Below are 26,285 nucleotides of genomic sequence, written 5' to 3' on the forward strand. Positions count from 1 at the left end.
TTCTATGCCGCGTCGTGCGAACGTGGCGCGACATCGCGCAACGTTCGCGCGGCACCGCTACAGCACCGCGACCACCTTCACGCGGCCCGGCTGCTCCGCCGACGCGACGACCTGGCCGTCGACGCGGCGGAACGTGAGCGACACGGTTTCTTCACCGACGCGCAACGCGTCGATCCGCAGCCAGTCGACGCCTTCCGGCAGCGTCGGACGCTCGACGCGCACCTCGTGACGCGACGCGTCGATGCTCACGCCGAGGCAGGCCTGCAGCATCATGAACGGCGCGCCCGCCGCCCATGCTTGCGGCAGGCAGGCCACCGGATACGCGGTCGGCGGTTCGCCGCGCCGGCGCGGAAACCCGCAGAACAGCTCGGGCAAGCGCATCTCGAAACTCACCGCCGCCTCGAACAGCGCGCGCAGCAGGTTCACCGCGGCCGTCTTGTCGCCGTAGCGCGCGAGGCCGCGCGCGATCAGCGCATTGTCGTGCGGCCACACCGAGCCGTTGTGATACGCCATCGGGTTGAAGCGCGGCTGGCCGGCGGCCAGCGTGCGGATGCCCCAGCCGGTCTGGAACAGCGCCGAGCCGAGCACGCCGGCAACCGCCGCGCCGCGCTCGGCGTCGGGCAGCCCGAACGCGAGCAGGTGGCCCGCGTTCGATGCGAACACGCGGCACAGGTCGCCATGACCGTCGAGTGCGATGCCGTAGAAATCGCCTTCCGGCATCCAGAACAGCGCGTCGACCTGCTCGCGCAGCGCCTTCGCGCGCAACGCATAACGCGTGGCGTCGGCCGCGTGGCCGCGCCGGTACGAGCACATCGACATCGCATCGAGCGCCGCGCACGCATACGCCTGCACTTCGACGAGCGCGATCGGCCCGTCCGGAAAGCGGCCGTCCGCATGGAACACCGAATCGTGGCTGTCCTTCCAGCCCTGGTTCGCGAGGCCGCGCTCCGACGTGCGCTGGTAATCGAGCAATCCATAAGGATTGCGGTCGCACTTGTCGATCACCCATTGCGCGGCGCGCTCGAGCGCGGGCCACAGTTCGTCGATCAGCGCATCGTCGCCGGTGCGTTCGACATACGCGCCCGCGAGCACGATGAACAGCGGCGTCGTATCGACACCGCCGTAGTACAGCGCGAACGGCACCTCGCCCGTCGCGGCCATCTCGCTGCGGCGGAACTCGTGCATGATCTTGCCGGGCTCCGCATCGCGGAACGCGGAAGTCTCGCGCGCCTGGTGCTCGGCCAGGAACCGCAGCACGCCGCGCGCGAGCGACGGCTGCAGCCAGAGCATCTGCAACGACGTGATGACCGCGTCGCGGCCGAACGGCGTCGAGAACCACGGAATGCCCGCATACGGGTACGGCCCCGTGTCGAGCTGCGTCGTGAGCAGCCCGAGATCCGCGAGCGAACGGTCGAGCCACGCATCGAACAGCGGATTGCCGGTGTTCACGCGCGCCATCGATTCGCGCCGCGCGCGCATTTCGCGGTGCACGCCGACGAGCGCGGTGCGCAGCGCGACGCGGCCGCATCCCGGCCCTTCCTCATGCACCGGGCCGAGCGTCGCATCGACGGTCAGGTAGATCGACACGCATGCCTGCGCGGCAATCGTCAGCGTGTAATCGGCACGATCGACCGACAGCGCGTCGGGCGCCGGCGAGAAATGCACGGTCACGTTGCGCTCGACGCTGTCGAGGCCGTCATAGCGCAGGCGCACCGCGCCCGCGTCGACGCGCGGCGCCACCACGGTGCCGCGCTTCGGGCGCTGGGTGCCGCGCACCTCGAACATGTCCTTGAAATCGGCCGCGAACGACAGCGACAGCGGCACCTCGGCCTCGCTCGAGCCGTAGTTCGTCAGCGTCAGCGCTTCGTAAAGCACGTCGCCCGCGAGCACGCGCATCCGTTCGATGTGGATCACGCCCTCGGGCGTTTCGTGGCCGCCGAGCGGCGGCAGCGGGCGGTTCGTCAGGTGGGCGGTGAACGACGCGTTGTCGGCGCTCGTCGCGCCCGACAGCAGCGACGGCGCGCGGCCGCCGAACGTCAGGCGCCACTTCGACAGCACGCGCATGTCGTCGACGAACAGGCCGTCGTCATGACCGCCGATGTCGCCGAGCGCGTCGCTGACCACGAACGCGTTGCCGGATTTCAGCACGTACTGGTTGTTGCGCGCCAGTGCCTGCGGATCGGCTTCGGGCGCGATGAAGGCGGGGCCCGACGCGTGGGTCGGGGCAGTTGGCGCAACCTGCGGCGCCTGGGTCGTCGTGGCTTCGGCGTGATTCGGCATCGATGCTCCTGTGTCGAGCGCGACGCGCGTCGCGCGCCGCGTGGTTCGCACAGGATAGGACAGAACGGGGAACGTGCGCAGCGACGAAAAGAGCGCGACGCCATGCGACGTTGCCGTCGCCGCCTGGCGTCGCTTGCAGGCACATCAAGTGCGGATCAGAATTTCCACAGGATGTTGCCGAGGATGGCGTTGTCGCGCACGCCGCTGCCATACTGGCCACTGTACGTGAGGCCGAGCGTCAGGCGCTTCGTGATGTTCGCGTCGATGCCGGCCTCGAGCACGGCGCTGTCGCGAGCAATCGGCACGCCTGACACCTGGAACGACGTGCCGCCGTTCGCGAACGTGAACGCCGACGACGGCCGCACGTTGCCGAACGCATGCCGCCAGCCGACCGTCCCGCGCGCGGTGAACGTGCCGCTCCCGATCGAGCCGAGCTGCGACGCCGCGCGCAAGCCGAGCGTCGAGAAGCCGACGTGGGTCGTCTCGCCGCCGGCACGCAGTGCGGCCGCGCCGCCCGTTTCCGTATAACCGTCGGTATGCAGGTTCACATACGCGAGGCCCGCGAACGGCTCGATCGCCACGGGCCCGACCGGCAGCGCGTAGCCGACTTCGCCGAACACCTGCGCCGAATTCGCGTCGTAACCGGCCGAATCGTGATCGGAGAAGCCCGCGAAGCCCGGATTGCGGTCGCTGTTGATCCGGTACCACGTGTACGACGCGCCGCCGCGCACGCCGAGCGCACCGTACTGCGCGCCGCCGTACAGCGACAGGTAGTAGCTGTTCACCGACGCCGACGAACTCTGGGCGTTGTCGAGCGAGCTGTGCGTGACGCCCGCGGCCAGGCCCGCACGCCACTTGTCGTTGAGCGCCATGTCGGCACCGGCGATGAAGCCCGTCATGCTGCGGTTGATCGTCGACGCGTTGCCGTCGCCGGTGAGCCGGCTGCGGCCGCCGAACGCCTGCCCCCAGACCACCGGTTGATAAGGCGTGCCGCCGTAGCAGCCCTCGCGCGAACCGATCCGGCGTTCCGGCGACAGCGTCGGGTCGACCGCGCCGGCCGTGTTGTCGCCGCACAGCGCGGCACCGCCCGACGACAGCGCAGCGAGCGGGCCCGATCCGGGCGCGAGGCCCTGGCGGACGCGATCGGTCACCGCGTCGCGCACGTAGCGGCTGTCGAGCAGCAGCATGCTCTTCAGGCTCGCCTGCAGTTCGCCGTCGAGCAGCCCGTATGCGCGGCGTGCGGTCGGCACGTCGGTCGTCAGGACTGCGTCGTACAGCGGATTGCCGGCGCCGAGCCCGCCGAGCGCGGCCGCGACCGCGCGCTGGTTGGGCGTCGTCGCGACGTCGGGCAGCGACGTGCCGTTCTGGACCAGTCGCAGGTACACGTGATTCGGGTCGTAGCTGAGCGTCGGCATCAGGAACGCATAGTTCGCATTCACCTGGCTGAACGCGCCCTGCACGCCCGACGCCGCGGTCACGATCGTGTAGGTCGTGCTCGGCTGGTAGCCGCTCTGGTTCGCGAGCACCTGCACGGTGCCGCCGTTCAGCGTCGCCGTGCCGCCTGCCGCGAGGCTGCCGCTTTGCTGCGGCGACGCCGCGACCTGGAACGTCGAGCCCGGCTGGAACGTGACGTTGCCGCCGACGTTCAGCGCCGCGCCCGGCTGCGACGCGGCCGCCGTCGCGCCGCCCTGCACCACGAGGCCGCCGATCGTGCCGGTGCCCGTGACCGTCGCGCCGTTCTGCACGGTGACGGTCGACTGGCCGAGCGACCCGTTGACGGCGAGCGTGCCCGCGCTGACCGTGGTCGGCCCGCTCAAGGTGCTGGTGCCCGTCAACGTCAGTTGCCCGCTGCCGGCCTGCGTCAGCGAGCCCGCGCCGGACAGCACGCTTGCAATCGTCACGTTGCCGGATTGATTGACGATCAGCGCGCCGTTGTCGACGACATTGCCGGCGATGCTGCCCGACGTGCCGCCGTTGCCGAGTTGCAGCGCGCCGCCGGCCGCGATCGTGGTGCCGCCCGTGTACGTGTTCGCGCCCGTCAGCGTCTGAACACCGGTGCCGGCGATCGTCACGCCGCCCGCACCGCCAATCGTCCCGCCGAACGTGCCGTTGCCGCTGCCGTTCAATGTCAGCGCGTTGGCGCCGAGATTGATCGTCGCGCCGGTCGCACCGTTCAACGTGCCGATCGTCTGCGCGCCCGTCGCGGCGCTTACGTCGAGCGTCGCACCCGTGCCCGCGAGATTCACCGCGCCCGCCGACGCGAGGCTGCCGCCCGCGCCCAGCGCGAGCGTGCTGCCGCCGTTGATCGTCGTGCCGCCGGTGTACGTGTTCGCGCCCGTCAGCGTTTGCGTGCCGCTACCGGCAACCGTCACGCCGCCCGTGCCGCCGATCGTCCCGCCGAACGTGTTGTTGCCGCTGCCGTTCAGCGTCAGCGCGTTCGCGCCGAGGTTCACGTTCGTGCCGCCCGTGCCGGTCAGCGCACCGATCGTCTGTGCGCCCGTCGCGGCGCTTACGTCGAACGTCGCACCCGTGCCCGCGAGATTCACCGCGCCCGCCGACGCGAGGCTGCCGCCCGCCCCCAGCGCCAGCGTGCTGCCGCCGTTGATCGTCGTGCCGCCGGTGTAAGTGTTCGCGCCCGTCAGCGTTTGCGTGCCGGCACCCGCGAACGTCACGCTGCCCGTGCCGCCGATCGTCCCGCCGAATGTCCCGCCGCTTCCGTTCAACGTCAGTGCGTTGCCGCCGAGGTTCACGTTCGTGCCGACCGCGCCGCTCAGCGCACCAAACGTCTGTGCGCCCGACGCGCCGCTCACGTCGAACGTCGCACCCGTGCCGGCGAGATTCACCGCGCTGCCCGAAGCCAGGCTGCCGCCCGCGCCGAGCGCGAGTGTGCTGCCGCCGTTGATCGTCGTGCCGCCGGTGTACGTATTCGCGCCCGTCAGCGTTTGCGTGCCGGCGCCCGCGAACGTCACGCTGCCCGTGCCGCCGATCGCGCCGCCGAACGTGTTGTTGCCGCTGCCGTTCAGCGTCAGCGTATTCGCACCGAGATTCACGTTCGTGCCGGTACCGCCGGTCAGCACGCCGAGCGTCTGCGCGCCGGATGCGCCACCGAGGTTGAGCGTCGCGCCCGTGCCGGCGAGACTCACCGCGCTGCCCGACGCGAGGCTGCCGTTCGCGCCGAGCGCCAGCGTGCTGCCGCCGTTGATCGTCGTGCCGCCGGTGTAGGTGTTCGCGCCGGTCAGCGTCTGCGTACCGGTGCCCGCGTACGTCACGCCGCCCGTGCCGCCGATCGTCCCGCCGAACGTACCGCTGGCCGTGCCGCTCAGCGTCAGCCCGTTCGCGCCAAGATCCACGTTCGTATTCGCCGCGCCGTTCAACGCGCCGATCGTTTGCGAACCCGATGCGCCGCTCAGGTTGAACGTCGCGCCTGCGCCGGCAAGGTTCACGGCACCGCCCGACGCCAGGCTGCCATTCGCGCCCAGCGCAAGCGTGCTGCCGGCGTTGATCGTCGTGCCGCCGGTGTAGGTGTTCGCGCCGGTCAGCGTTTGCGTGCCGGTACCCGCGTACGTCACGCTGCCCGTGCCGCCGATCGTCCCGCCGAACGTGCCGCTGGCCGTGCCGCTCAGCGTCAGCCCGTTCGCGCCAAGATCCACGCTCGTATTCGCCGCGCCGTTCAACGCGCCGATCGTTTGCGGGCTCGACGCGCCGCTCAGGTTGAACGTCGCGCCTGCGCCGGCAAGGTTCACGGCACCGCCCGACGCCAGGCTGCCGTTCGCGCCAAGCGCCAGCGTGCTGCCGCCGTTGATCGTCGTGCCGCCCGAGTAGGTGTTCGCACCCGTCAGCGTTTGCGTACCCGTGCCCGCGAACGTCACGCCGCCCGTGCCGCCGATCACGCCGCCGAAGGTGCCGCTGGCCGTGCCGCTCAGCGTCAGCCCGTTCGCGCCAAGATCCACGTTCGTATTGGCCGCGCCGTTCAATGCACCGATCGTTTGCGCACCCGACGCGCCGCTCAGGTTGAACGTCGCGCCTGCGCCGGCAAGGTTCACGGCACCGCCCGACGCCAGGCTGCCGTTCGCGCCGAGCGCCAGCGTGCTGCCGGCGTTGATCGTCGTGCCGCCCGTGTACGTATTCGCGCCGGTCAGCGTTTGCGTGCCGGTACCCGCGTACGTCACGCTGCCCGTGCCGCCGATCACGCCGCCGAACGTGCCGCTGGCCGTCCCGCTCAGCGTCAGCCCGTTCGCGCCAAGATCCACGTTCGTATTTGCCGCGCCGTTCAACGCGCCGATCGTTTGCGGGCCCGATGCGCCGCTCAGGTTGAACGTCGCGCCTGCGCCGGCAAGGTTCACGGCACCGCTCGACGCCAGGCTGCCGTTCGCGCCGAGCGCAAGCGTGCTGCCGCCGTTGATCGTCGTACCGCCCGTGTAGGTATTCGCACCCGTCAGCGTTTGCGTACCGGCACCCGCGAACGTCACGCTGCCCGTGCCGCCGATCGTCCCGCCGAACGCGTGGTTGCCGTTGCCGCTCAACGTCAGCCCGTTCGCGCCGAGGTTCACGTTCGTATTCGCCGCACCGGTCAGCGCGCCGATCGTTTGCGAACCCGACGCGCCGCTGAGGTTGAACGTCGCGCCCGCACCGGCGAGGTCCACCGTACCGGTCGCCGCGAGGCTGCCGCCCGCGCCGAGCGCCAGCGTGCTGCCGCCGTTGATCGTCGTGCCGCCCGTGTAGGTGTTCGTGCCGGACAGCGTTTGCGTGCCCGTGCCGGCCACGGTCAGGCCGCCGGTGCCGCCGATCGTGCCGCCGAAGTTGCCGCTGGCGGTCCCGCTCAGCGTCAGCCCGTTCGTGCCGAGATTCACGGCCGAGCCGGCCACGCCGCTCAGTGCACCGATCGTCTGCGCACCCGTCGCGGCGCTCAGGTCGAGCGCCGCGCCCGCGCCGGCCACGTTCACCGTGCCCGTCGCCGCGAGGCTGCCGCCGGCACCGAGCGCCAGCGTGCCGGCGTTGATCGTCGTGCCCCCCGTGTAGGTGTTCGCGGCCGTCAACGTCGTGGTCGCCGCGCCGTCCTTCACGAGACCGCCCGCGCCGGCGATGCCGCCGGTCAGCGTGAGCGCGTTGCTGCCGCCGAGCGTCAGCGTCGAACCGTTGCCAAGATTGACCGCGTTGTCGACCGACAGGTTCGTGTTCGTGTCGAGCGTCGCCGCACCGCCGACGTTCAGCGTGCCCGTGCCGAGTGCCGAGTTGTTGCCGAGCACGACGCTGCTGCCGCCGTTCAGGTTCGTGCCGCCCGAGTAGGTGCTCGCGCCGTTCAACGTCTGCGTGCCGGTGCCGGCCAGCGTCAGGCTGCCCGTGCCGCCGATCGCGCCGCTGAACGTGCCGCTGGCCGTCCCGCCGAGCGTCAGCCCGTTGCCGCCCATGTTGACGTTCGTCCCGGCCACTCCCGACAGCCCGCCGATCGTCTGTGCGCTCGTCGCGGCGCTCAGGTCGAGCGCTGCACCCGCGTTGGCCAGGTTCACCGCACCGGTTGCCGCCAGGCTGCCGCCCGCGCCCACCGCGAGCGTGCCGGCGTTGATCGTCGTGCCGCCGGTATAGGTGTTCGCGCCCGTCAGTGTCGTGGTCGCCGCGCCGTTCTTCACGAGAGCGCCCGCGCCGGCAATGCCGCCGCTCAGCGTGAGCGCGTTGCTGCCGCCGAGCGTCAGCGTCGAACCGTTGCCAAGATTGACCGCGTTGTTGACCGACAGGCTCGTGTTCGTGTCGAGCGTCGCCGCGCCGCCGACGTTCAGCGTGCCGGTGCCGAGCGCCGCATTGTTGCCGAGCACGACGCTGCTGCCGCCGTTCAGGTTCGTGCCGCCCGAGTAGGTGCTCGCGCCGTTCAGCGTCTGCGTGCCGGTGCCGGCCAGCGTCAGGCTGCCCGTGCCGCCGATCGCGCCGCTGAACGTGCCGCTGGCCGTCCCGCCCAGCGTCAGCCCGTTGCCGCCCATGTTGACGTTCGTCCCGGCCACTCCCGACAGCCCGCCGATCGTCTGCGCGCTCGTCGCGGCGCTCAGGTCGAGCGCTGCACCCGCGTTGGCCAGGTTCACCGCGCCGGTCGCCGCCAGGCTGCCGCCCGCACCCACCGCGAGCGTGCCGGCATTGATCGTCGTGCCGCCGGTGTAGGTGTTCGTCCCCGTCAACGTCGTGGTCGCCGCGCCGTCCTTCACGAGGGCGCCCGCGCCGGAAATGCCGCCGCTCAGCGTGAGCGCATGGCTGCCGCCCAGTGTCAGCGTCGAACTGGTGGCAAGGTTGACGGCGTTGTTGACCGACAGGTTCGCGCTCGTATCGAGCGTCGCCGCGCCGCCGACGGTCAACGCGCCCGTGCCGAGTGCCGAGTTGTTGCCGAGCACCAGGCCGCCGGCATTCAGCGTCGTGCCGCCGGCGTAGTTGTTCGCGCCGGACAGCGTCACGGTCGCCGCGCCGTTCTTCACGAGACCGCCGCCGCCCGAGACCGTGCCGTTCAGGCCGACATCGGCGCTGCCGACGAGCGTCAGCGTCGTGCCGGTGGCGACGTTGACATTGTTCGCGAGCGATACGTTGGCGGTCGCGTCGAGCGACGACGAGCCGTTGACGTTCACCGCGCCGATGCCGAGCGCCGTATTGCTGCCGACCGCGAGGTTGCCGCCGTTCAGGTTCGTGCCGCCCGAGTACACGTTCGTGCCCGTCAGCGTCTGCGTGCCGCTGCCGGAGAGCGTGATGCCGCCCGCGCCGCCGATCGAGCCGGCATACGTCGCATTGGTGGTGCCGTTCAGCGTCAGCGAATTGCCGCCGAGGTTCACGCTGGTACCGGCCGAGCCCGCCAGCGCGCCGATCGCCTGAGCGCTCGTCGCGGCGCTCAGGTCGAGCGTCGCACCCGCGTTCGCCAGGTTCACCGCACCGGTCGCCGCCAGGCTGCCGCCCGCGCCCACCGCGAGCGTGCCGGCATTGATCGTCGTGCCGCCCGTGTAGGTGTTCGCGCCCGTCAGTGTCGTGGTCGCCGCGCCGTTCTTCACGATGCCGCCGTTGCCGCTGATGGTGCCGGCCAGCCCGAGATTGTTGCTGCCGCCGACCGTCAGCGTGCTGCTGTTGGCGAGATTGACGTTGTTGCCGAGCGTCGTGTTCGCACTCGAGTCGAGCGAGGCCGCGGCGTTGACGTTCAGCGCACCGCTGCCGAGCGCCCCGTTGTTGCCGACGACGATGCCGCCGCCGTTCAGGTTCGTGCCGCCCGTATAGCTGTTCGCGCCGTTCAACGTCAGCGTGCCGCCGTCGTTCTTCGTCAGCGCGCCGCCGCCCGTCACCGCGCCCGACAGCGTGAGCCCGGTCGCGCCCTGCACCGTCAGCCCGCCCGCGCCGAGGGTCACGGTGTTGGCGACGTTGAGCCCGGCGGCACCCGCCTGCAGCGCGCCGCCGTTGGCCGTGACGTTACCGGTGCCGAGCGACGCGTTGTCGCCGATGATCGCGACGCCGCCCGCCAGCGTCGTGTCCTGCGCGGTCGACGCGCCGTTGATCGTCCAGTTGCCGCTCTGGACGTCGACGTGATTGAAGTTGACGTAGTTGTTGACCGCGATCGTGCCGTTCGCGCTTGTGCCCTGCTGCAGGTTGAGCGTGTTGTTGCCGCCCGCGCCGCCGTCGACCGTTCCCGTCGCCGCCACGTTGATCGTGTTCGGGCCGATCGTGATGTTGAATCCGCCGCCGGTGCCGCCCGCCGTGTTGACCGACGAACCCGTCACGGCATTGAACGTGTTGGTGCTGTTCGCGCCCATCGACACGCCGCCGTTGATCGTGCCCGAGTTGGTAAACGTATTGCCCTGGCCGGGCGTGCCGTTCGAGCCGAGCGATACGCGACCGTTGATCGTCCCGCTGTTCGTCATGTTGACCGCGGCGCCGCCGTACGCAGCCACCACGGGCGCATCCGCGCCGACGAGGGTCGCGCCGACCAGCGGGTTCGAGCCGATCGTGCCGGTGTTGTTGATCGTCGACGTACCGCCCGTGCCGTTCTGGACCGACAGCGCCATGCCCGTCACGCCGCTGATCGCCACGCCGGTCGAGCCGTTCATCGTGCCGTTGTTGGTGACGCTGGTGCCGATGCTCGCCGATGCATTGCCGATCACCGCACCGCTCGACAGCACGCCGAGCCCGGAGCCGAGCGCGGACGGGTCGATCGTGCCGTTGTTGGTCAGCGTGGTGTTGTTGCCGGTCAGCGACATCGCGGACCCGCCGACGCCGAGCAGCACGCCGACGCTCGCACCGGGATTGACGGTGGCATGGATGTTGTTCGCGCTGTTCGCATAGCTCGGCGCAAGCGGGTTGGCGACCCCGGAGCAGGTCACCGTCGTGCCCGCCGTGCTGCAGGTCGCCTGGGCGGGCACGATACCGGCGCCGGACAACGCCAGGAAAACGCCCGTCGGCAACAGCAATCTCGGAAACGGTTCGCCGGCTTTTTTCGAACGCGCAAGATTCATGCTTTCCCTCGTTATTGGAATTGGTATTACCGTGAAATCGAACGGCCGGCAGCAGAAAATCGCGGACAAAAGCATCCACGCCGCCTGTCGCGATGCGACGTCGGTTAATTCATGGACGTATCTTTAATTGGCCCGGGAAGGCAGGCGTGAAACTAGTCGAATGACATGTCGATGGCCCCTGTTTTTCTGCAGCGATTTTCTGGTTGATTTGATTACCGCCCTGCTTTTGTCAGACAAGGCTATATCAAAAAAACAGGCTTTTCCAGTCGATCTTTTCCCCATTTGATCGAGGTCCGGCGGGCACGCATTTTTTACTTATCGGGACGCGTCAGACAGGTAAATCGGCATTCCTTTTTTGTCAATTTCCCGGATATTTATTTACAGCATCGAAAATAACGCATCCGTGAAAACACGGATATCCACGCGATTATCACGGTCGAATTTTTTTGCAACGCAATATCCACATGCGCGGGAAGTATCGACACACGATAATCCGCCCGACGTTATTCGTCAGACGAAACGTCCGGGATGTCCAGGGTTAGTCGATGTTCGTCACGCGTCGATCGGAAAATCCGCACCGCGTGACGAAAACAGCCGTATCAGATAAAGCATCGGCCGGAACGAGACGGGCCGCGCATCGGGGTTGACCCACAACCGCACCGCATACACCGCGTAGGCCGGCACTTCGCGCCAGCTCGAATAGATGTCGCGCAACTGGAAACGGGCCGGGTACGCGGCGGAGATGTTCGCCCGCGCGATGCCGACACGCTCGAACGCGAGCCGCGCCCGCGCGAGGTGGTAGAACTGGCTGACGATCAGCACGCGCGACACACGGTGCGCCTGCAGGTAAGCGAGCGTGTGCTGCGCCGTCGCGAGCGTGTTGTCGCCCTGGTCGTCCACCGCGATCCGGTCGGCCGGCACGCCGCGCGCCACCAGATAGTCGCGCATCGCGGTCGCCTCGTTCAGCCCGGGGCCGTCGATCGCGCCGCTGACCAGGAACGCCGGGCACTGCCCCGTGCGGTAGCAGCGCACGCCGACATCGAGCCTGGCGGCGAGTACGGGCTTCGGCGCGCCGGTCGCGTCGAGCGCGTTGCCGAAGATCACGGCAACGTCGGCCGGCTTGCTCGGCATCCGCAGCCCGTGCGCGACGAGCGCAACGGCTGCGACGATCCACAGGCAGGCAACGATGGCCAGCAGGCGGCCCGTTCGGGCGAAGAAGCCCCGTTTGTTACGGTTTTTCAAGGTTTTGGGTCTCTCAGGTCATCGGGCTCGCCGGGCTCGCCGGGCATTTCGGCGTGCCCGGCCCCGCGCGGGCGCGTAACGCTAGCACGGTGCGCGTTCGGGTGTCCACGCGGCGGACCGATGCCGGACGATGGCCGGCCTTCCGGCAAGTCGACCGGAGCAGCGTGCCCGGCGAAGCGGGCAGGCAACTGGAAAGGGAAAGTCTCCGGAAATTTACGGAGATCGAAGGAACGTCAATAACCGTGCCGCGATGCCCGGCCCAGCCCGAATCAGTCGACCGGGCACATCGCGAGCCGCCCCATCGCCTCGCCGGCGCCGCGCACCGCGCAGGTGGCCGGCTCGTCGGCGATCCGGGCGACGAGGCCCGTCTCGTCGTACAGCAGGCGCTCGAGATCCGCGAGCAGCGCGCCGCCGCCCGTCAGCACCACGCCGCGATTCGCGATATCGGTCACGAGCTCGGCCGGCGCGTTCTCCAGCACCGACTTCACCGCGCCGATCACCTGCTTGAGCGGCGCGACCAGCGCGTCCGCCACGTCGTGGTTGGACAGCTCGATCGAGCGCGGCAGGCCGTCGCCGACACTGCGCCCGACCGCGCGCGTCGACCTGCGCGGCACCGCGCTGGTGGCCGAGCCGATCGACTGCTTCACGTGCTCGGCCGTCTGCTCGCCGAGCAGCACGCCATACAGGTTGCGGACATGATTGACGATCGCCGCGTCGAACTGGTTGCCGCCGACGCGGATCGCCTCGCGGTAGACGATGCCGCCGAGCGCGATCACCGCGACTTCCGTCGTCCCGCCGCCGATGTCGACGACCATCGAGCCGACCGGCTCGGTCACCGGCAGGCCCGCGCCGAGCCCGGCCGCCAGCGATTCCTCGATCAGTTCGACCTCCGATACACCCGCCGCGAACGCGGCCTCGCGAAGCGCGCGGCGCTCGACGGCCGTCGCATCGGACGGCACGCACAGCGTGACCTCGACGCGGCGGCCGAAACGCGACCGCGTGCGCGACATGTCGATGAAACTGCGGATCATCTGCTCGGCCGCGTGCGCGTCGGCGATCACGCCGTGCTGCATCGGCCGCACGGCTTCGAGATGCCCGGGTTCGCGGCCGAGCAGCGCCTTCGCGAGCTCGCCGACGGCCTCGAGCGTCGGCCGTGCGTCGGTCGCGCCGGCCTTGCGGAAGCAGACGACCGACGGCTGGTTCAGCACCACGCCGCGTTCGTGCGTATAAATCCGCGTACTTGCCGTTCCAGGGTCGATCGCAACGGGTTGCGCAAACAACTTTCCGAACAGCGGTGTCGACATATCAAACCCTTGTAATCGAACGGACGCGGGGCAGCCGCGCCGCATTTCCGTGGCGCGGCCATGCCGCTCCATCACGGACTTAGCGGCAAATCGTTCCGATACTTTAGGCAATTCCGATGATTTTTTCGCGACGCAATTGTCAAATGTGCCGTTCCGGACACATCCGGCTACGCCACAGCCTCTCGCATTGCGTCTGTAAAACACGGTAATCTCTCGGTCTTGCCTGCTCCCGGCAGGCCTCAGACGCCCGATCACGCCAGGTATTTCCTCCATGACAGCGACCGTTTCCTTCCGCTGGGCGCGGGTGCGCCCGCTTTGCACGACGCTCGTCGCCTTCTGGTGCTGCACGGTCGCCGCGCAACCGCTGCCGGCCCCCGAATCCGCCGCCGCCCAGGCCACCGCCGCCAGCGCGCCGGCTGCCACGCCCGCCGCATCCGGGCACACCTGCGACGCCGACGGCGGCCCGGCCGGCCGCCCGTCGATCGGCCTCGTGCTGTCCGGCGGCGGCGCGCGCGGCTACGCACACCTCGGGGTCCTGAAGGTGCTGGAGGACAACCGCATCCCGATCGACTGCATCGCGGGCACCAGCATGGGTGCCGTGGTCGGCGGGCTGTATGCGAGCGGCATGGCCGCCGGCGAGATGCAGAAGCGGCTCTCGGAGGTCAACCTCGCGGACATCGCGTTCGACGTGACGGACCGCGCGGATCTGCCGCAAACCAGCCGGGAGGACGAACGCCTGTACATCAACGGGCTGACGCTCGGTTTCGGCAAGAAAGGCGTGAAGGCGCCGGTCGGCCTCGTGCAGGGCAACCGGCTGCAGGCGCTGCTCGCGAACTGGACGGCCGCCGTGCCGACCAACCAGCCGTTCGACCGGCTGCCGATCCCGTACCGCGCGGTCGCGACCGACCTGCAGACGGGCCAGATGGTGGTGCTCGACCACGGCTCGCTGCCGCTCGCGATCCGCGCGAGCATGGCCATGCCGGGCCTGTTCGCGCCGGCCGAGATCAACGGGCGCGCGCTGGTGGACGGCGGGCTCGTCAGCAACCTGCCCGTCGACACCGCGCGGCAGATGGGCGCGAACGTCGTGATCGCGGTCGACATCGGCTCGCAACTGCGCCCGCTCGACGCGCTCGCGTCGCCCGCCGACGTGATGCAGCAGATGGTCGGCATCCTGATCCGCCAGAACGTGACCGCCCAGCGCAAGCAGCTCGACGCGCAGGACGTGCTGCTCACGCCGGACCTCGGCTCGCTCGCGTTCACCGATTTCCAGAACGCGAAGCAGGCGATCGCCGCCGGTGCGGCCGCCGCGACCGCGGCGCTGCCGAGGCTGCAGCGCTTCGCGCTCACGCCGGAACAATATGCGGCGTACCGCTCCGCGCACGCGCAACCGCTGCCGCCGCCGATCCGGATCACGCGCATCGAGATCAAGACCTCCGGCGGCGTGCCGAAGCGGGTCGTCAGCAACGCGCTGCACGTGAAGCCCGGCGACACCTACGATCCGAACACCGTCAGCCAGGATCTGCTCGGCCTCACGACGGGCGGCAACTTCGAGAGCGTCACGCAGCAGATCGTGAGCCACGGTGACGAGAACGTGCTCGAGATCGACGCCCGCGAGAAATACTGGGGTCCGAATTTCCTGCTGTTCGGGCTCGGCATGTCGAGCAGCTCGACCGACGAGGGCGGCTTCCGCCTGCATGTCGGCTACCGGCGCCCGTGGCTCACCGAATCGGGGCTCGAATTCCGCGCGGACACGACGATCGGCAGCGACCTGCAATCGGCGCGCGTCGAGTTCCGCCAGCCGCTGTCGATGGCCTACGGCGTCTATCTGTCGCCCTACGCGGAATACCAGCGCCGCTACGCGAACCTGTACGACGACTCCGGCGACGTGAAGATCACGCAGTACCTGATGCAGACCGCGCGCGCCGGGCTCGATTTCGGCCTGCCGATCGCGCGGCTCGGCGATTTCCGGATCGGCGTCGGGTACGTGACCGGGCACGGCTCGCCGACCTACAACCTGCCGTTCGACGACGGCAGCGGCCAGACGCTGCTGTGGCCGAGCTTCACGTCGCAGGCGCTGATCGCGCGCGCGCGGCTCGTCATCGACCAGCTCGACGATCCGCTGTTCCCGCGCAAGGGCTATTTCACCGAGTTCCGCATCGAGCGCTCGCTGGTGTCGCGCAACGGGGGCTCGGCGAGCGAATTCGACGACAGCATCAACAACGCGCCCTACACCGAGATCTACGGCAAGGCGATGGTGGCGCAGCAGTTCGGCAGCCACAGCGTCAGCGCGACGATCGAAGGCGGCAAGAGCATCGGCGGCACCAACCTGATCAACGCGTTCAACTTCACGCTCGGCGGCTTCCAGCATCTGTCCGCGTATGCGGCCGACCAGCTGAACGGCAACGAGCTCGCGTATGCGCAGGTGACCTACATGAACCAGCTGATGACGTTCAACGCATCGCCGATCAAGGCGCTGTCGGTGGGCGCCAGCGCGGAAGTCGGCAACGTCTGGTCGAGCGGGCAGCAGATCGGCGGCGGCGCGCTCAAGCAGAGCTATACGTTCTTCACGAGCCTGTCGACCGCGTTCGGGCCGGTCTACCTCGGCGTGGCGCTCGCACCCGGCGGCCGGCGCAACTTCTACCTGCAGCTCGGCCGCACGTACTGAGCGTGCGCGGGTGCCGCCTCGGCGGCATCCGCCACGCCTTCGCGCGACTCGCCCGGATCAGAACGCCGCGGCCATCGCGACCGCCCGGGCCTGCGCCTGTTCGATGCTGTCGCTCGCCCGCGCCCCCCACGTGTGTTCGACGGTCAGGCTCCTGACCTCGCTCACGCCGATGAACTTCAACCAGAATTCGATGTAGTCGGCCTGATGCCGGAACCCCGGATTGTCGGCACCGGCGCCCGTCTCCCGGCTCTGTCCGCGAACATGGATGACCAGCGCGCGCGGAATCTCCAGCAGCGGACCGTAGGCCTTGCCGTCGAACGTGAACAGCATGTTCCGCTGGCTGACGAGATCGATCAGCTGCTTGAGCTTGTACGGATAGCCGAAATTCCACATCGGCACGCCCACGACGATCCGGTCCGCTTCCTGAAAGCGCTTCACGAGCGCCTGGATGCGCCGCCAGACCGACTGTTCCGCGTCGTCCATCGGCGCGTTGGCGACGCCTTTGTACTTCGCGCCGATCGCGTCGCTGCCGAAGTCCGGCAAGTCTTCTTCCCAGACATTCAGCGTATCGACGTCGATCGATGCGCCCGTTTCCCGGAACGCATCGACAAAGGCATTGGCGACCGCGATCGACGCCGACCTCGCGCCGCGGGGAGAAGACACGATATTCAAAAGCCGCATGACGTATGACCCTGACAGGAATGCATGAACAACGGAGCGGCCACCGTGGCTGCCCCGGCTTCACGGCTGCGTCGCGGGCCGCCCGCCTCCACTGACACGGATCGGCCCGCCCACACAGTTGCAATTGCAATCGTAATGCAAAGCGCGCACGTGCGGCAAACGAATCGTCATGCGGTGGCGGTGCGGGCAGACATCGGGACGGGAAAGGAACGGCGGGACAACCCGGCGACGCGCTCGAATCCGGCGCGCGCGGCTGTCGTGGGGTCGTGGGGTCGTGCGGGGTTGCTGTCGAGGCCCGGGGCCCCGGGATTCGTGTTGCGGATCGTCAGACCGGCCAGCTGATCTCGAAGCGTGCGCCGCCGAGTTCCATCGGGTCGACGACCGCGATCCGGCCGTTGTGCGCGTGGAGCACCTGCCGCGTGATCGACAGGCCGAGGCCATAACCGCCGGTGCGGCGGTCGAGGCGCACGAACGCGTCGAAGATCCGCTCGCGCTCGCTCTCCGGCACGCCGGGGCCGTCGTCCTCGACGAAGATCCCGATGTTGCCGTGCACGAGCGAGATCCCGACGACGATCCGCGACCTCGCGTACTTGCTCGCGTTGCGCAGCAGGTTGCGCATCGCGTACGACATCAGCCGCCGGTCCATCTTCACCCGCAGGTCCGACGCGATCGCGATACGCGACTCGATCGCGCGTTCCGGATACAGCAGCTGCGCATCGTTGACCTGGTGTTCGAACCACGCGACGGGGGCCGTCATCTCGAGATTCGACTGCAGCGAACTGTATTCGAGCCGCGCGAACGTCAGGCTCATGTCGATCAGTTCCTCGAGCTCGGTCACGTCCTGCGCGATGCTCTCGAGCGCGCTCTGGTATTCGGCCGCGGAACTTGGCTCGCGCAGCATTTCGAGCGCGAAACGCACACGTGCGAGCGGCGTGCGCAGCTCGTGCGAGATGCCGTTCGTGAGGTCGCGCTGCGCGGCGATCAGGCGTTCCATCCGCATCGCGAGCGCATTCAGCGTCCGTGCGAGCGGGCCGATGATCACGCTGTGCGATTCGCGCGCGCGCGTGTTGAAGCGGCCGCCCGTGAAGTCGATCGCGCGCTCGCGCACCATCACGAGATCCGACCACACCGGCCGCATCCACCGGTACGCCGCGAGCGCGGGTGCGGCGAACACGAACGCGAGCACGATCCAGATGTCGCCGGGCAGCGAATCGAACGCATGCCACACGACCTGCGGCGACAATTCGACACACAGCGCGAGCGCCGGCACGAGCGCGGTCAGCAGCACGAGGCCGAGCAGATGCAGGTAGGTGCGCACGTAAAGGCGCGACCAGCTCGGAATGCGGTCGGCGCGCGTATCGGTCCACGCGCGGCGGAAATGCAGCCAGCGCCATTTGACGTAGCGCAGCGTCGGCAGCGGCGGTGCATCGGGGTGCGAACGGGTTCGTCGGATCATCTCGGCTCCCGGCCGGCAGGGGGAATGCCCGCGCGGAACGTGACGGCGTCGCCCGAAGGCCGCGTCATTCCCACGCGTGCTTGCTGAATTGATAACCCTTGCTGCGGATCGTCTTGATCCGCTGCGGGTTGCTCGCGTCATCGCGCAGCTTGCGGCGCAGCTTCGAGATGCGCCCGTCGATCGTGCGGTCGAGGCCGTCGAACTCGACGCCACGCAACTGCAGCATCAGGTCGTCGCGGCTGACGACTTCGCCCGCATGGCACACGAGCGCCCACAGCAGGTCGAATTCGGCCGACGTCAGGTCGGGCGTGCTGCCGTCGGGCAGCACGACGGAGCGGTCGGTGCGGTCGATCGAGAACTTGCCGAACGCGTAGCGTTCGGGCTGCGGCGCGCTGCTCTCGGGCGCGCGCGCGGGCGCACGGCGCAGCTGGGCCTTGATCCGCGCGAGCAGGATGCGCGGCTCGACCGGCTTGTGCACGTAGTCGTCCGCGCCGAATTCCAGGCCGAGCAGTTCGTCGAACGGCTCGTCGCGGGCCGTCACCATGATGATCACGCCGTCGTACTGCTTGCGCGCCTCCCGGCAGATTTCGAAGCCGTCCTTGCCCGGCAGGTTCACGTCGAGAATGACGAGATCGGGACGAATGGACAGGATCGCCGGCACCGCGGCGTCACCATGCAGCACAGTGTCGACTTCATAGTCGTTCTTGCGCAGGTAGCCGGCGATCAGCGTGGACAGGCGGGTGTCGTCTTCGACGAGCAGGATACGAAAAGACATGGGCAGCGGTCGGTTCATCGGGAAAGCCGCGGCGGCGCCGGCCGGTGCCGGACGCCGGCCAGTGGCCGAAACGTACCGCATGATACTGCGACAGCCGATTGCCTGTTTAGCGGTCTTGAAAATAAGGGAACGATATCGGCCGAACTTGACGAATCGGCGCCGGGACGGTTCCATACGGGCTCGCCTGAATCCGGGCCATGCGCTGCCCGCCTGACTTGATGAATTACCAAACGATCCTCGAACGCATCCACACCGAACTCGCCCCCTGGATTGGCCAGGGACGGGTCGCCGATTACATTCCCGAGCTCGCGAAAGTGCCCGCCGACAAGTTCGGGATGGCCGTCGTCACACTCGATGGAAACGTTTGCACGGTCGGCGACGCGCACGAGCGCTTCTCGATCCAGAGCATCTCGAAGCTGTTCGCGTGCACGCTCGCGTTCCAGCTGCTGGGCGACGACCTGTGGGAACGGGTCGGCCGCGAGCCGTCCGGCAACGCGTTCAACTCGCTGGTCCAGCTCGAGAGCGAGCGCGGCAAGCCGCGCAACCCGTTCATCAATGCGGGGGCGCTGGTTGTCACCGACGTGCTGTGCCGGCGTTTCGTGAAGGCCGAGACGGCGCTCGTCGAATTCGTGCGGCGGCTGATCGGCGCGAACGACATCGACTACGATTCGCGCGTCGCGCAGTCGGAACTGCAGCACGCGGAGCGCAACCGCGCGATGGCGCACTTCATGGCGAGCTTCGGCAACATGCAGATGCCGCCCGACACGGTGATCGATGCGTATTGCCGACAGTGCGCGATCACGATGAACTGTGTCGAGCTGGCAAGCGCCGCGCTGTTTCTCGCGAATGGCGGGGTCGCGCCGGTGACCGGCGAGCGGATTGTGGATTCGAGTTCCGCCAAGCGGCTGTCGGCGTTGATGCTGACCTGCGGCACTTACGATGCGGCGGGGGATTTTGTGTATCGCGTCGGGTTGCCGGCGAAGAGTGGTGTCGGCGGCGGGATCGTGGCGGTGCTGCCCGGGGAAATGGCGGTTTGTGTGTGGGCGCCGGGGCTCGATGCTAATGGGAACTCGTTGGCGGGGACGCTGGCGTTGGAGTGGTTGACGACTTATTCGGGGAGGTCGATTTTTTGAGGTGCGAAAGTCAAGTGAGACTCATCTGGCGCAACGGCGGCTGGTGAGTTCCGGCACACTCAATGGCGAATTCGTCGTTCGGCAGCGATCGACCCGGAGCGGCCCGCCCCATTCTCGGTTGCGGACAGTCACGTCGGCATTTGCGGAGAAACGTGTGGATTGAGCTCTATGAGCTCACGGGCTAACCTGGCAGTAATCACAACGCCGCAGCCCAGACAAACGCTATCGTCGGTCTGTTCACCGCAACATGGACAAAACCATCGCCCCACATAGGACCGGGATGGTTGACCGGACATTCCGCCGGTCCTGAGTGCTTCGAGCTGCGTTCGAACGGAGCGGCTAAAAAGTGCGCCCGTCGATGCACATTGAAGCTCTCCTCCCGCAGCCATGACGAGTTCGGCAGCGCAATAGGGGCAATGCATCAGCGGTGAGGTCGAAGTCATGACTGGATTGCCCACAATCTTGGACGAGACGTCAAGGGTCCGCAACTGGCGATTGCTGACGCCTCAAAGCCCCCGGGTTGGGGTGTCTTTGAGGCGGCGGATCTCATCGTTTGGCGACTCTCGTTTTGGTTACTGGCTCGATTCGTCTTCTGACCATACGGCCAGTTCATAACCATCGGGGTCAATAAAGTGAAAGCGCCGGCCGCCAGGGAACGAGAAGGTCTGACGGTTGATGGTGGCGCCCGTCGCCTCGATCCTTCGCTGGATTTCAGCCAGATCATCGGCGTAGAGGATGACTAGCGGGCCGCCTGGCCGGACAGGCTCACCCGTTGTCAACCCGCCTGCGATCCGGCCGTCGTGAAACTCGGTGTAGGTCGGGCCGTAATCGGTGAAAGTCCAGCCGAAAACGCTGCCATAGAAGGCCTTGCTTCGTCCAATATCGCTGACATTGAATTCGATGTTATCGATCTGGCGGTCTTTCCCTCGAATGCTCATCAGTACCCGTTCCCTTGGTTGTCTGCCGAAAGGCAATATATGTACCGTAGCCGCCCGTAACGACATGGAATGGTACTGGCGCTGAAATGGTTGACGACTTGTTCGGGGAATCCGGCAACCGGAATCAATACCAGTCTCTCGACTGGAACCTTAGTCAAATTCGATCCTCAACGCACACTCTTCTCCGTATTGAAGCCTCAAATCGACCAGAATCGCATTTGAGAGTGCGGTGGCCAGCGCGACCTTCAATTCCGGCGTGACGCCATCGAGATGAAAAGAAAACTCCCATCCCGGCGACGCATCGATCCAGGACACAAACAGATCGTCACAGCCGGATTGCCAGAACTGTACGTTCTTCGCTTTACCTGTTGGTGCTTCGTCAATAATCCAGGTTCGGGATACTGCGATCTGCTGCCCGTCATCGCTCCAGTGCGTGATTTGTCCGCTATCGGGATTGACGAGCAGGAATCCAAGAGGTTGAAGCAAAGTCTCGACAAAGCCAAAAGCTTCCGGAAATGAACCCTTCACTAATACGGTTAAGAACGGTTTTGCCATCGCGTTTACTAACCCAAATGTTGGCCAGCTGTACCTGCGCCGACCAGCTCGCGCAAACCCAACGACGCATGCGAAAAGGCGAGCAGCAGAAGCTGGCCATCGACATCGGTATCGCCCTACCGCAACCGACTGTCGGTCGATAAAGCGCACGCCAGTATATTGCGGCCGAGCGGCAACTTGACGCCGGTGTGACGGAAACCACCGCGCGACGCAACAAAATGCCCCTACGAAAATCGCATCGGCACCCCCCCCGATTTTCCGGTACAAATCGGGGACGCTGAAATTCCCCGCGAGCTATCGGAGACCCTCGTTCATGACTCGGCAAAACGCACCGGAAATCGCAACAACGCCCCCCCGCACCAACCCCGGCGACGCCCCATCCGCGCCGATTCCCGCGATCGTGCCGTCAAGCACCGCGCTGCTCGTCATGCATTACCAGACCGACATCCTCGGCCTCTTTCCGTCGGTCGCCCCTGCGCTGCTCGCCAATACGCGCCGGCTCTGCGACGCGGCGCGGGCAAGCGGCATCGGCGTCTGGTTCGCGAACCTCCGGTTCAGCCCCGGCTACCCGGAAGTCAGCCCGCGCAACAAGAACGGCCAGGGCATCAAGCAGCTCGGCCACTTCATCGACGACGGCCCATGCCCGGAGTTGGGTCGGCAGGCCGACGAACCGCTGATCGTCGCGCACCGCGCCAGCGTGTTCTTCGGCACCGATCTGCAAGCGCGCCTGGTCGAGCAAGGCGTCGATTCGCTGATCATGGTCGGCATCGCGTCGACGGGCGTGATGCTGTCGTCGATCGCCCACGCGAGCGACGCGGACTTCCGCCTCTTTACGGTCAAGGATTGTTGCTACGACCCGGACCCGGTGGTTCACGAGCACCTGTTCGCCACCGCCTTCGAATCGCGCACGACGGTGCTGTCGCTCGAGGACGCGTTGCAGTTGCTCGCGTAAACGCACGCACACACACACGTGCGAGCGAGCGCGACAGGCCAACGACATCACCCGAGTCGACCTGCAGGGTGACGGCCACCAGGCCCGGCTGCCGTGGTCGAGCGTCCCGCCGAACCCGTAACCGGCGACGGCGTGCGCGATGCCGCGCGCGCCGCCCCCCCCTTCCGCGTTACTTCGCGATATACACACCCGACGTCGGGCACGTGCCCTGCGTATTGCCGTCGGTCACGAGCGACGCGGCGCTCGGAAACTGCGCGGTCGCATTGGTCTTCACCGCGATCCACGCTTCGGTGAAATAGCTGACGCCATTCGTCTTCGTGCACTTCAGCGACACCGCGCTGCGCGTGTTGCTGCCGAACGCGCCTTCAAATGCCGACAGCAACTGGTTGCGCGTGACCGTCTTGCCCGCGTTCGCCTGCAGGTACGCGTTGAACGACGTATTGCCGAGCCGGCTGATCATGCCGGACGCCTGGTTCCAGTACGCATCGGGCGTCGCCGAGTTCGAGCAGGTGCCGTGCTTGAACCATTCGTGCTTGTCGAGGCACGACGCGACGCCCGGCATGTACGTCGACAGCGTGTTGCGGGTCGCGCTGCTGATCGGGTAGGCGTCCATGCTGCACCACTGGTGCGCGTTGTCGAGGTCGATGTCGTTCTGCGGCACGCCGCAGTAGAACGGCTGGTTGCCGTCATAACGGTTCGGCCACAGGCCATGCAGCGACAGGCTCGTCGCCGCATACGAGCCGGCGAGGTTCGTGCATTCCGGCGTGTCGTGCGACGCGCAGAAGCCGGGCTCCCACGATGCGGCGAGCAACAGGTAGTCGTAGCTGGTCTGCGCGGCGGCGTGCAGCGACACGGAAGCAACGGCGAGTGCGGCAGCGGCGCGGGCGAGCGTCTTGAGCATGGCGTGTTTCCTCGGAAAAGGCATGCGGTCGCGGGATGCGCCGCACGGTTGTCGAATGTCCGGCCGCGATTGTTGCCGTCGCAACGTGGCACGAATGTGAAGGTGGACGAAATAATGTGCGGGTCGCCGCCGAGCCGGTTACAACCGGTACCGGCACCAGCGGTTGCCTTCCGCCGCACGCGACGCCGGCGTACCGTGTCGCCACCCTCATCCTGCAACGGAGCATCGCCATGGTGACCGCGACACGGCTCGGCAAGCCACATTGCGTCGAGATCGGCAACGGACGCAGCGTCGTGCGCTCGGACACGCGCAAGGACGGCCAGTGCGGCGACGCCGGCATGCGGCCGCACGAACTGCTCGAAAGCGCGCTCGCGGCCTGCGTCTGCATGTCGATCGACCTGGCCGCACGACGCGCGGGCGTGACACTGCCCGCGTGCACGGCGGACGTCACCGTCGATCGCCTCGACCACGAAACGGGCTTCGACATCGCACTGCGCTTCGCGGCGCCGCTGTCGCACGCGCAGCAGACACTTGTGCGCGACGCGGTGCGGGCTTCTCCGGTCGCCCGGACGCTCGGCAAGCCGATACGGGTCAGGCCGGCCACGATCGCGAGCGGCTGACCGTCACGGCGCGCCGGACTCGGCACGGTCGACGGCCGCACGTCGATGGCCACACGACAGGCATCCGTGGCGAACAGGCACTCACGACCCGGTGCCGAGCCGTGTGCACGCGCGGGCGGACGCTTCGGGGCCTTCGAGCGCGAGGATCTGCCACACGCCGATGCTGACGCGCTGGCGCGCCGCCGTCGACGCATCGGCCAGCAACGCCTCGACGCGCGGCGCCGCATCCGGCGCCTGCTGCTTCAACGCCGCGTGATGCCGCGCACGCGATGCCGGTTCGGATTCGTACACGTCGCATAGGCGCACCATGCCGGCGAGACCGGCAACGTCGTCGTCCTTGTCGATCGCGCGCGGCTCGACAGGCGCGAGCCCCCTGCGCTCCGCCGCCGGCAGCTTGTTGCGCGCGCCTTCGTCGATCGACACGGCGGATGCCGGCGGCAGGCCGCCGATCGCCGCGACGATCCGGCTGCCCGCGGCAATCATGTCGCCCTGGCACGCGATCTTCTCCGCGGCCGCGACGTTCGAGCAGAACGACACCGAGGTGCGGTACACGTCGTCGCTCATGTGCGGCACTTCGTCCGCGCTCGCCTGCGCGAAACCGGCGCTCGTCAGCGCCAGCACGGCGGGAATCAGGATGCGGAATGCGCTCGTCTTGTTCATTGTTGTTCGTATCTGTGGGTTCTTGTGGCGGGCAACATCGCCGGGCCGCGCGGTGGCGGCCTCAGTGACGCCGGGCCCTCGTCCGGCGGCACGCGGTCACTTCAACGACGCGGCCTCCGATCCGCCCGGCGACAGCGCCGCGTTGTCCTGCTCGCGCCACGTGCGGCGCGACTCCATGATCGCCTTCACGGCCGAGCGCGCGACCTTCCACCACGCGAACGGCCGCGGGTCGGCAAGCATGCTGAGCGCGCGCGCATAGTCGAGCGTGAGCCCGGGCGTCCATGCCATCGTCACCGCGCGCTTGCGGATCTGCGCGGCAACCCACAGCTCGGGCGTGAGCAGCAAGCGCACGAACGCGCCCCATCCGGCGCGCGCCCCCTTCAGCCGCCACACCGCGCCGTCGAGCGCGGCTTCGAGTGCGTTCGACACGGTGCTCGAGCAGTTGCGGTGCGTGAGGTTGTACGTCACGTTCTGCCGGTACGACGACCAGAACGCGTCCAGCTTCGCCGGATCGTAGTTGCGGATCCGCACGCGCACGGTCGACGGGCACCATGCCTTCGACTCGGTCGCGTAGTCGGGCTGGAACAGGCCCGGCACGTCGTTTTCGCGGGTTGCACGCAGGATGCGCGTGAATTCGTCCGGAGAACGATCGATTTCGACGCCCGGATACAGGCTGATATAGATGCCCTCCGGCGATTCCAGCGCCGCGTGCCCGGTCGAGATCACGCCGTTGACGTCCACCGCCGCGATATAACGGTCGATCACCGGGTAGCGTTGCGCTTCGGCTTTCGACGTGCCGGTCGGCGTCCACACGTGCACGGTGAGCGCATGCTCGCCGTCGGCCGGCGGGCCGTCCCATTCGGATTGGGAAAAATGCGGCAGGTCGCGCGCATCGTCGAGGTCCGGTGCGAGTGCCGGCGCCGGCGAGGTCGCGAACGCCGGATTGCGCGTCAGTCGCCGCACGCGTGCGGCGAGGCTCAGCATGTGCATCCCGCCGAATATCAGCAGCAGGCCGAGGCAGTACGGCACGGTGCCCACGTAGTGGGTCGGGTACGGCTGGTAGAAGAAGATCGCCAGCAGGATTTCGACGACGCCCCACGCGAAGGCGACGTTCCAGCGGCGATAGCGCACCATCCACGCGGCGGTGCACTGCAGCAGCCCGTCGACGAGGAACAACGTGCCGAAGATCATCGACAGCAGGAAATGGCCATGATGATGCCCCGCGAACACGAGCCCGGCGGCCACCACGACCGCGATCCCCTTCACGTAGCGCAGGACGCGCTGCCCGCCGACGCCGCTGCCGGCCACCGCGAGCGTCGCGAGCCCCTCGATCAGGAACAGCCACGCGAAGATCTGGATCGGAAAATGCAGCGCGCCGTCGAGCGCGTCGACGAAGATCACCACACCCGCAACGACCCACACCCAGCCAAGTGCGGTCAGCCCGCGCCAGCGGGTGCGCAAGTATTCGATGCCCAGCAGCAGCAAGACCAGTCGTACCATCGCGCCCTCTCGTGATTTTTTTGGGACACGCGCTGGCCACGCGGGTCCTGTCGTTTCGACCGCGCGTCGAGCGACGCACCGGCCGAAAAGCGGTCATTCATGCCGGCGCGTCATGCCTCGACATGACCGTTGGCGGCCGGTACGCCTCCGCACTGGCC

The 26,285-nt window shown here is 67.9% G+C and carries 16 protein-coding genes; 4 read left to right on the top strand and 12 right to left on the bottom strand.

What is annotated here, in order from left to right; all coding sequences use genetic code 11:
• Positions 1–57: 57 nt before the first annotated feature.
• The 4 genes from DPV79_RS10040 to mreB all read right to left on the bottom strand — a co-directional run bounded on the left by DPV79_RS10040 (position 58) and on the right by mreB (position 13,291).
• Positions 58–2,280, bottom strand: coding sequence for an amylo-alpha-1,6-glucosidase (locus DPV79_RS10040; RefSeq protein ID WP_059492158.1), 2,223 nt, complete (start codon positions 2,278–2,280; stop codon positions 58–60).
• Between the two features lie 155 nt (positions 2,281–2,435).
• The gene (locus tag DPV79_RS10045) at positions 2,436–10,745 is read right to left on the bottom strand and encodes an autotransporter-associated beta strand repeat-containing protein (RefSeq protein WP_113045321.1); all 8,310 of its coding nucleotides are present in this window, start codon (positions 10,743–10,745) and stop codon (positions 2,436–2,438) included.
• A 552-nt stretch (positions 10,746–11,297) separates the two neighbouring features.
• The gene (locus DPV79_RS10050) at positions 11,298–11,987 is read right to left on the bottom strand and encodes a YdcF family protein (RefSeq protein ID WP_113045322.1); all 690 of its coding nucleotides are present in this window, start codon (positions 11,985–11,987) and stop codon (positions 11,298–11,300) included.
• A gap of 269 nt (positions 11,988–12,256) precedes the next feature.
• The gene (gene mreB, locus DPV79_RS10055; protein WP_113045323.1) at positions 12,257–13,291 is read right to left on the bottom strand and encodes a rod shape-determining protein; all 1,035 of its coding nucleotides are present in this window, start codon (positions 13,289–13,291) and stop codon (positions 12,257–12,259) included.
• Between the two features lie 271 nt (positions 13,292–13,562).
• Between mreB and DPV79_RS10060 the strand changes: the two genes are divergently transcribed.
• A complete protein-coding gene (locus tag DPV79_RS10060; protein ID WP_113045324.1) occupies positions 13,563–15,956 on the top strand; it encodes a patatin-like phospholipase family protein in 2,394 nt (797 codons plus the stop codon).
• A 57-nt stretch (positions 15,957–16,013) separates the two neighbouring features.
• Here DPV79_RS10060 and DPV79_RS10065 read toward each other — a convergent pair whose 3' ends face one another.
• The 3 genes from DPV79_RS10065 to DPV79_RS10075 all read right to left on the bottom strand — a co-directional run bounded on the left by DPV79_RS10065 (position 16,014) and on the right by DPV79_RS10075 (position 18,868).
• Positions 16,014–16,637 carry an FMN-dependent NADH-azoreductase gene (locus DPV79_RS10065; RefSeq protein WP_021162770.1) on the bottom strand — a complete coding sequence of 208 codons (624 nt, stop codon included), beginning with the start codon at positions 16,635–16,637 and terminating at the stop codon, positions 16,014–16,016.
• 325 nt (positions 16,638–16,962) lie between these two features.
• Positions 16,963–18,093 (bottom strand): ATP-binding protein, encoded by a 1,131-nt coding sequence (locus DPV79_RS10070; protein ID WP_021162771.1) that lies wholly within the window; start codon positions 18,091–18,093, stop codon positions 16,963–16,965.
• 64 nt (positions 18,094–18,157) lie between these two features.
• On the bottom strand, positions 18,158–18,868 hold the full coding sequence (locus DPV79_RS10075) for a response regulator (RefSeq protein ID WP_027789596.1): 711 nt from the start codon (positions 18,866–18,868) through the stop codon (positions 18,158–18,160).
• Between the two features lie 218 nt (positions 18,869–19,086).
• Between DPV79_RS10075 and DPV79_RS10080 the strand changes: the two genes are divergently transcribed.
• Positions 19,087–20,001, top strand: coding sequence for a glutaminase (locus tag DPV79_RS10080; RefSeq protein ID WP_027789597.1), 915 nt, complete (start codon positions 19,087–19,089; stop codon positions 19,999–20,001).
• Positions 20,002–20,573: 572 nt separating this feature from the next.
• On the opposite strand, the gene DPV79_RS10085 is transcribed toward DPV79_RS10080, so the two are convergent.
• On the bottom strand, positions 20,574–20,939 hold the full coding sequence (locus DPV79_RS10085; protein WP_113045325.1) for a VOC family protein: 366 nt from the start codon (positions 20,937–20,939) through the stop codon (positions 20,574–20,576).
• 150 nt (positions 20,940–21,089) lie between these two features.
• On the bottom strand, positions 21,090–21,494 hold the full coding sequence (locus tag DPV79_RS10090) for a hypothetical protein (protein WP_060050352.1): 405 nt from the start codon (positions 21,492–21,494) through the stop codon (positions 21,090–21,092).
• Between the two features lie 313 nt (positions 21,495–21,807).
• Here DPV79_RS10090 and DPV79_RS10095 point away from each other — a divergent pair, with 313 nt between their 5' ends.
• Positions 21,808–22,446 carry a cysteine hydrolase family protein gene (locus DPV79_RS10095; RefSeq protein WP_113045326.1) on the top strand — a complete coding sequence of 213 codons (639 nt, stop codon included), beginning with the start codon at positions 21,808–21,810 and terminating at the stop codon, positions 22,444–22,446.
• A 169-nt stretch (positions 22,447–22,615) separates the two neighbouring features.
• Here the strand turns inward: DPV79_RS10095 and DPV79_RS10100 are convergent, their stop codons facing one another.
• Positions 22,616–23,347, bottom strand: a complete 732-nt coding sequence (locus DPV79_RS10100; protein ID WP_111939346.1) for a ribonuclease T2 — start codon at positions 23,345–23,347, stop codon at positions 22,616–22,618.
• A 230-nt stretch (positions 23,348–23,577) separates the two neighbouring features.
• On the opposite strand from DPV79_RS10100, the gene DPV79_RS10105 reads away from it, so the two are divergent.
• Positions 23,578–23,967, top strand: a complete 390-nt coding sequence (locus DPV79_RS10105; protein WP_113045327.1) for an OsmC family protein — start codon at positions 23,578–23,580, stop codon at positions 23,965–23,967.
• An 81-nt stretch (positions 23,968–24,048) separates the two neighbouring features.
• On the opposite strand, the gene DPV79_RS10110 is transcribed toward DPV79_RS10105, so the two are convergent.
• Together DPV79_RS10110 and DPV79_RS10115 are read right to left on the bottom strand one after the other, a co-directional pair.
• The gene (locus DPV79_RS10110; RefSeq protein WP_113045328.1) at positions 24,049–24,627 is read right to left on the bottom strand and encodes a hypothetical protein; all 579 of its coding nucleotides are present in this window, start codon (positions 24,625–24,627) and stop codon (positions 24,049–24,051) included.
• Positions 24,628–24,723: 96 nt separating this feature from the next.
• Positions 24,724–26,127: an HdeD family acid-resistance protein gene (locus DPV79_RS10115; protein WP_059484040.1), complete on the bottom strand. Its 1,404-nt coding sequence runs from the start codon at positions 26,125–26,127 to the stop codon at positions 24,724–24,726.
• Positions 26,128–26,285: the final 158 nt, after the last annotated feature.

The organism is Burkholderia reimsis, assembly GCF_003294055.1.
In the GTDB taxonomy this organism is placed as follows: Bacteria; Pseudomonadota; Gammaproteobacteria; order Burkholderiales; family Burkholderiaceae; genus Burkholderia; species Burkholderia cepacia.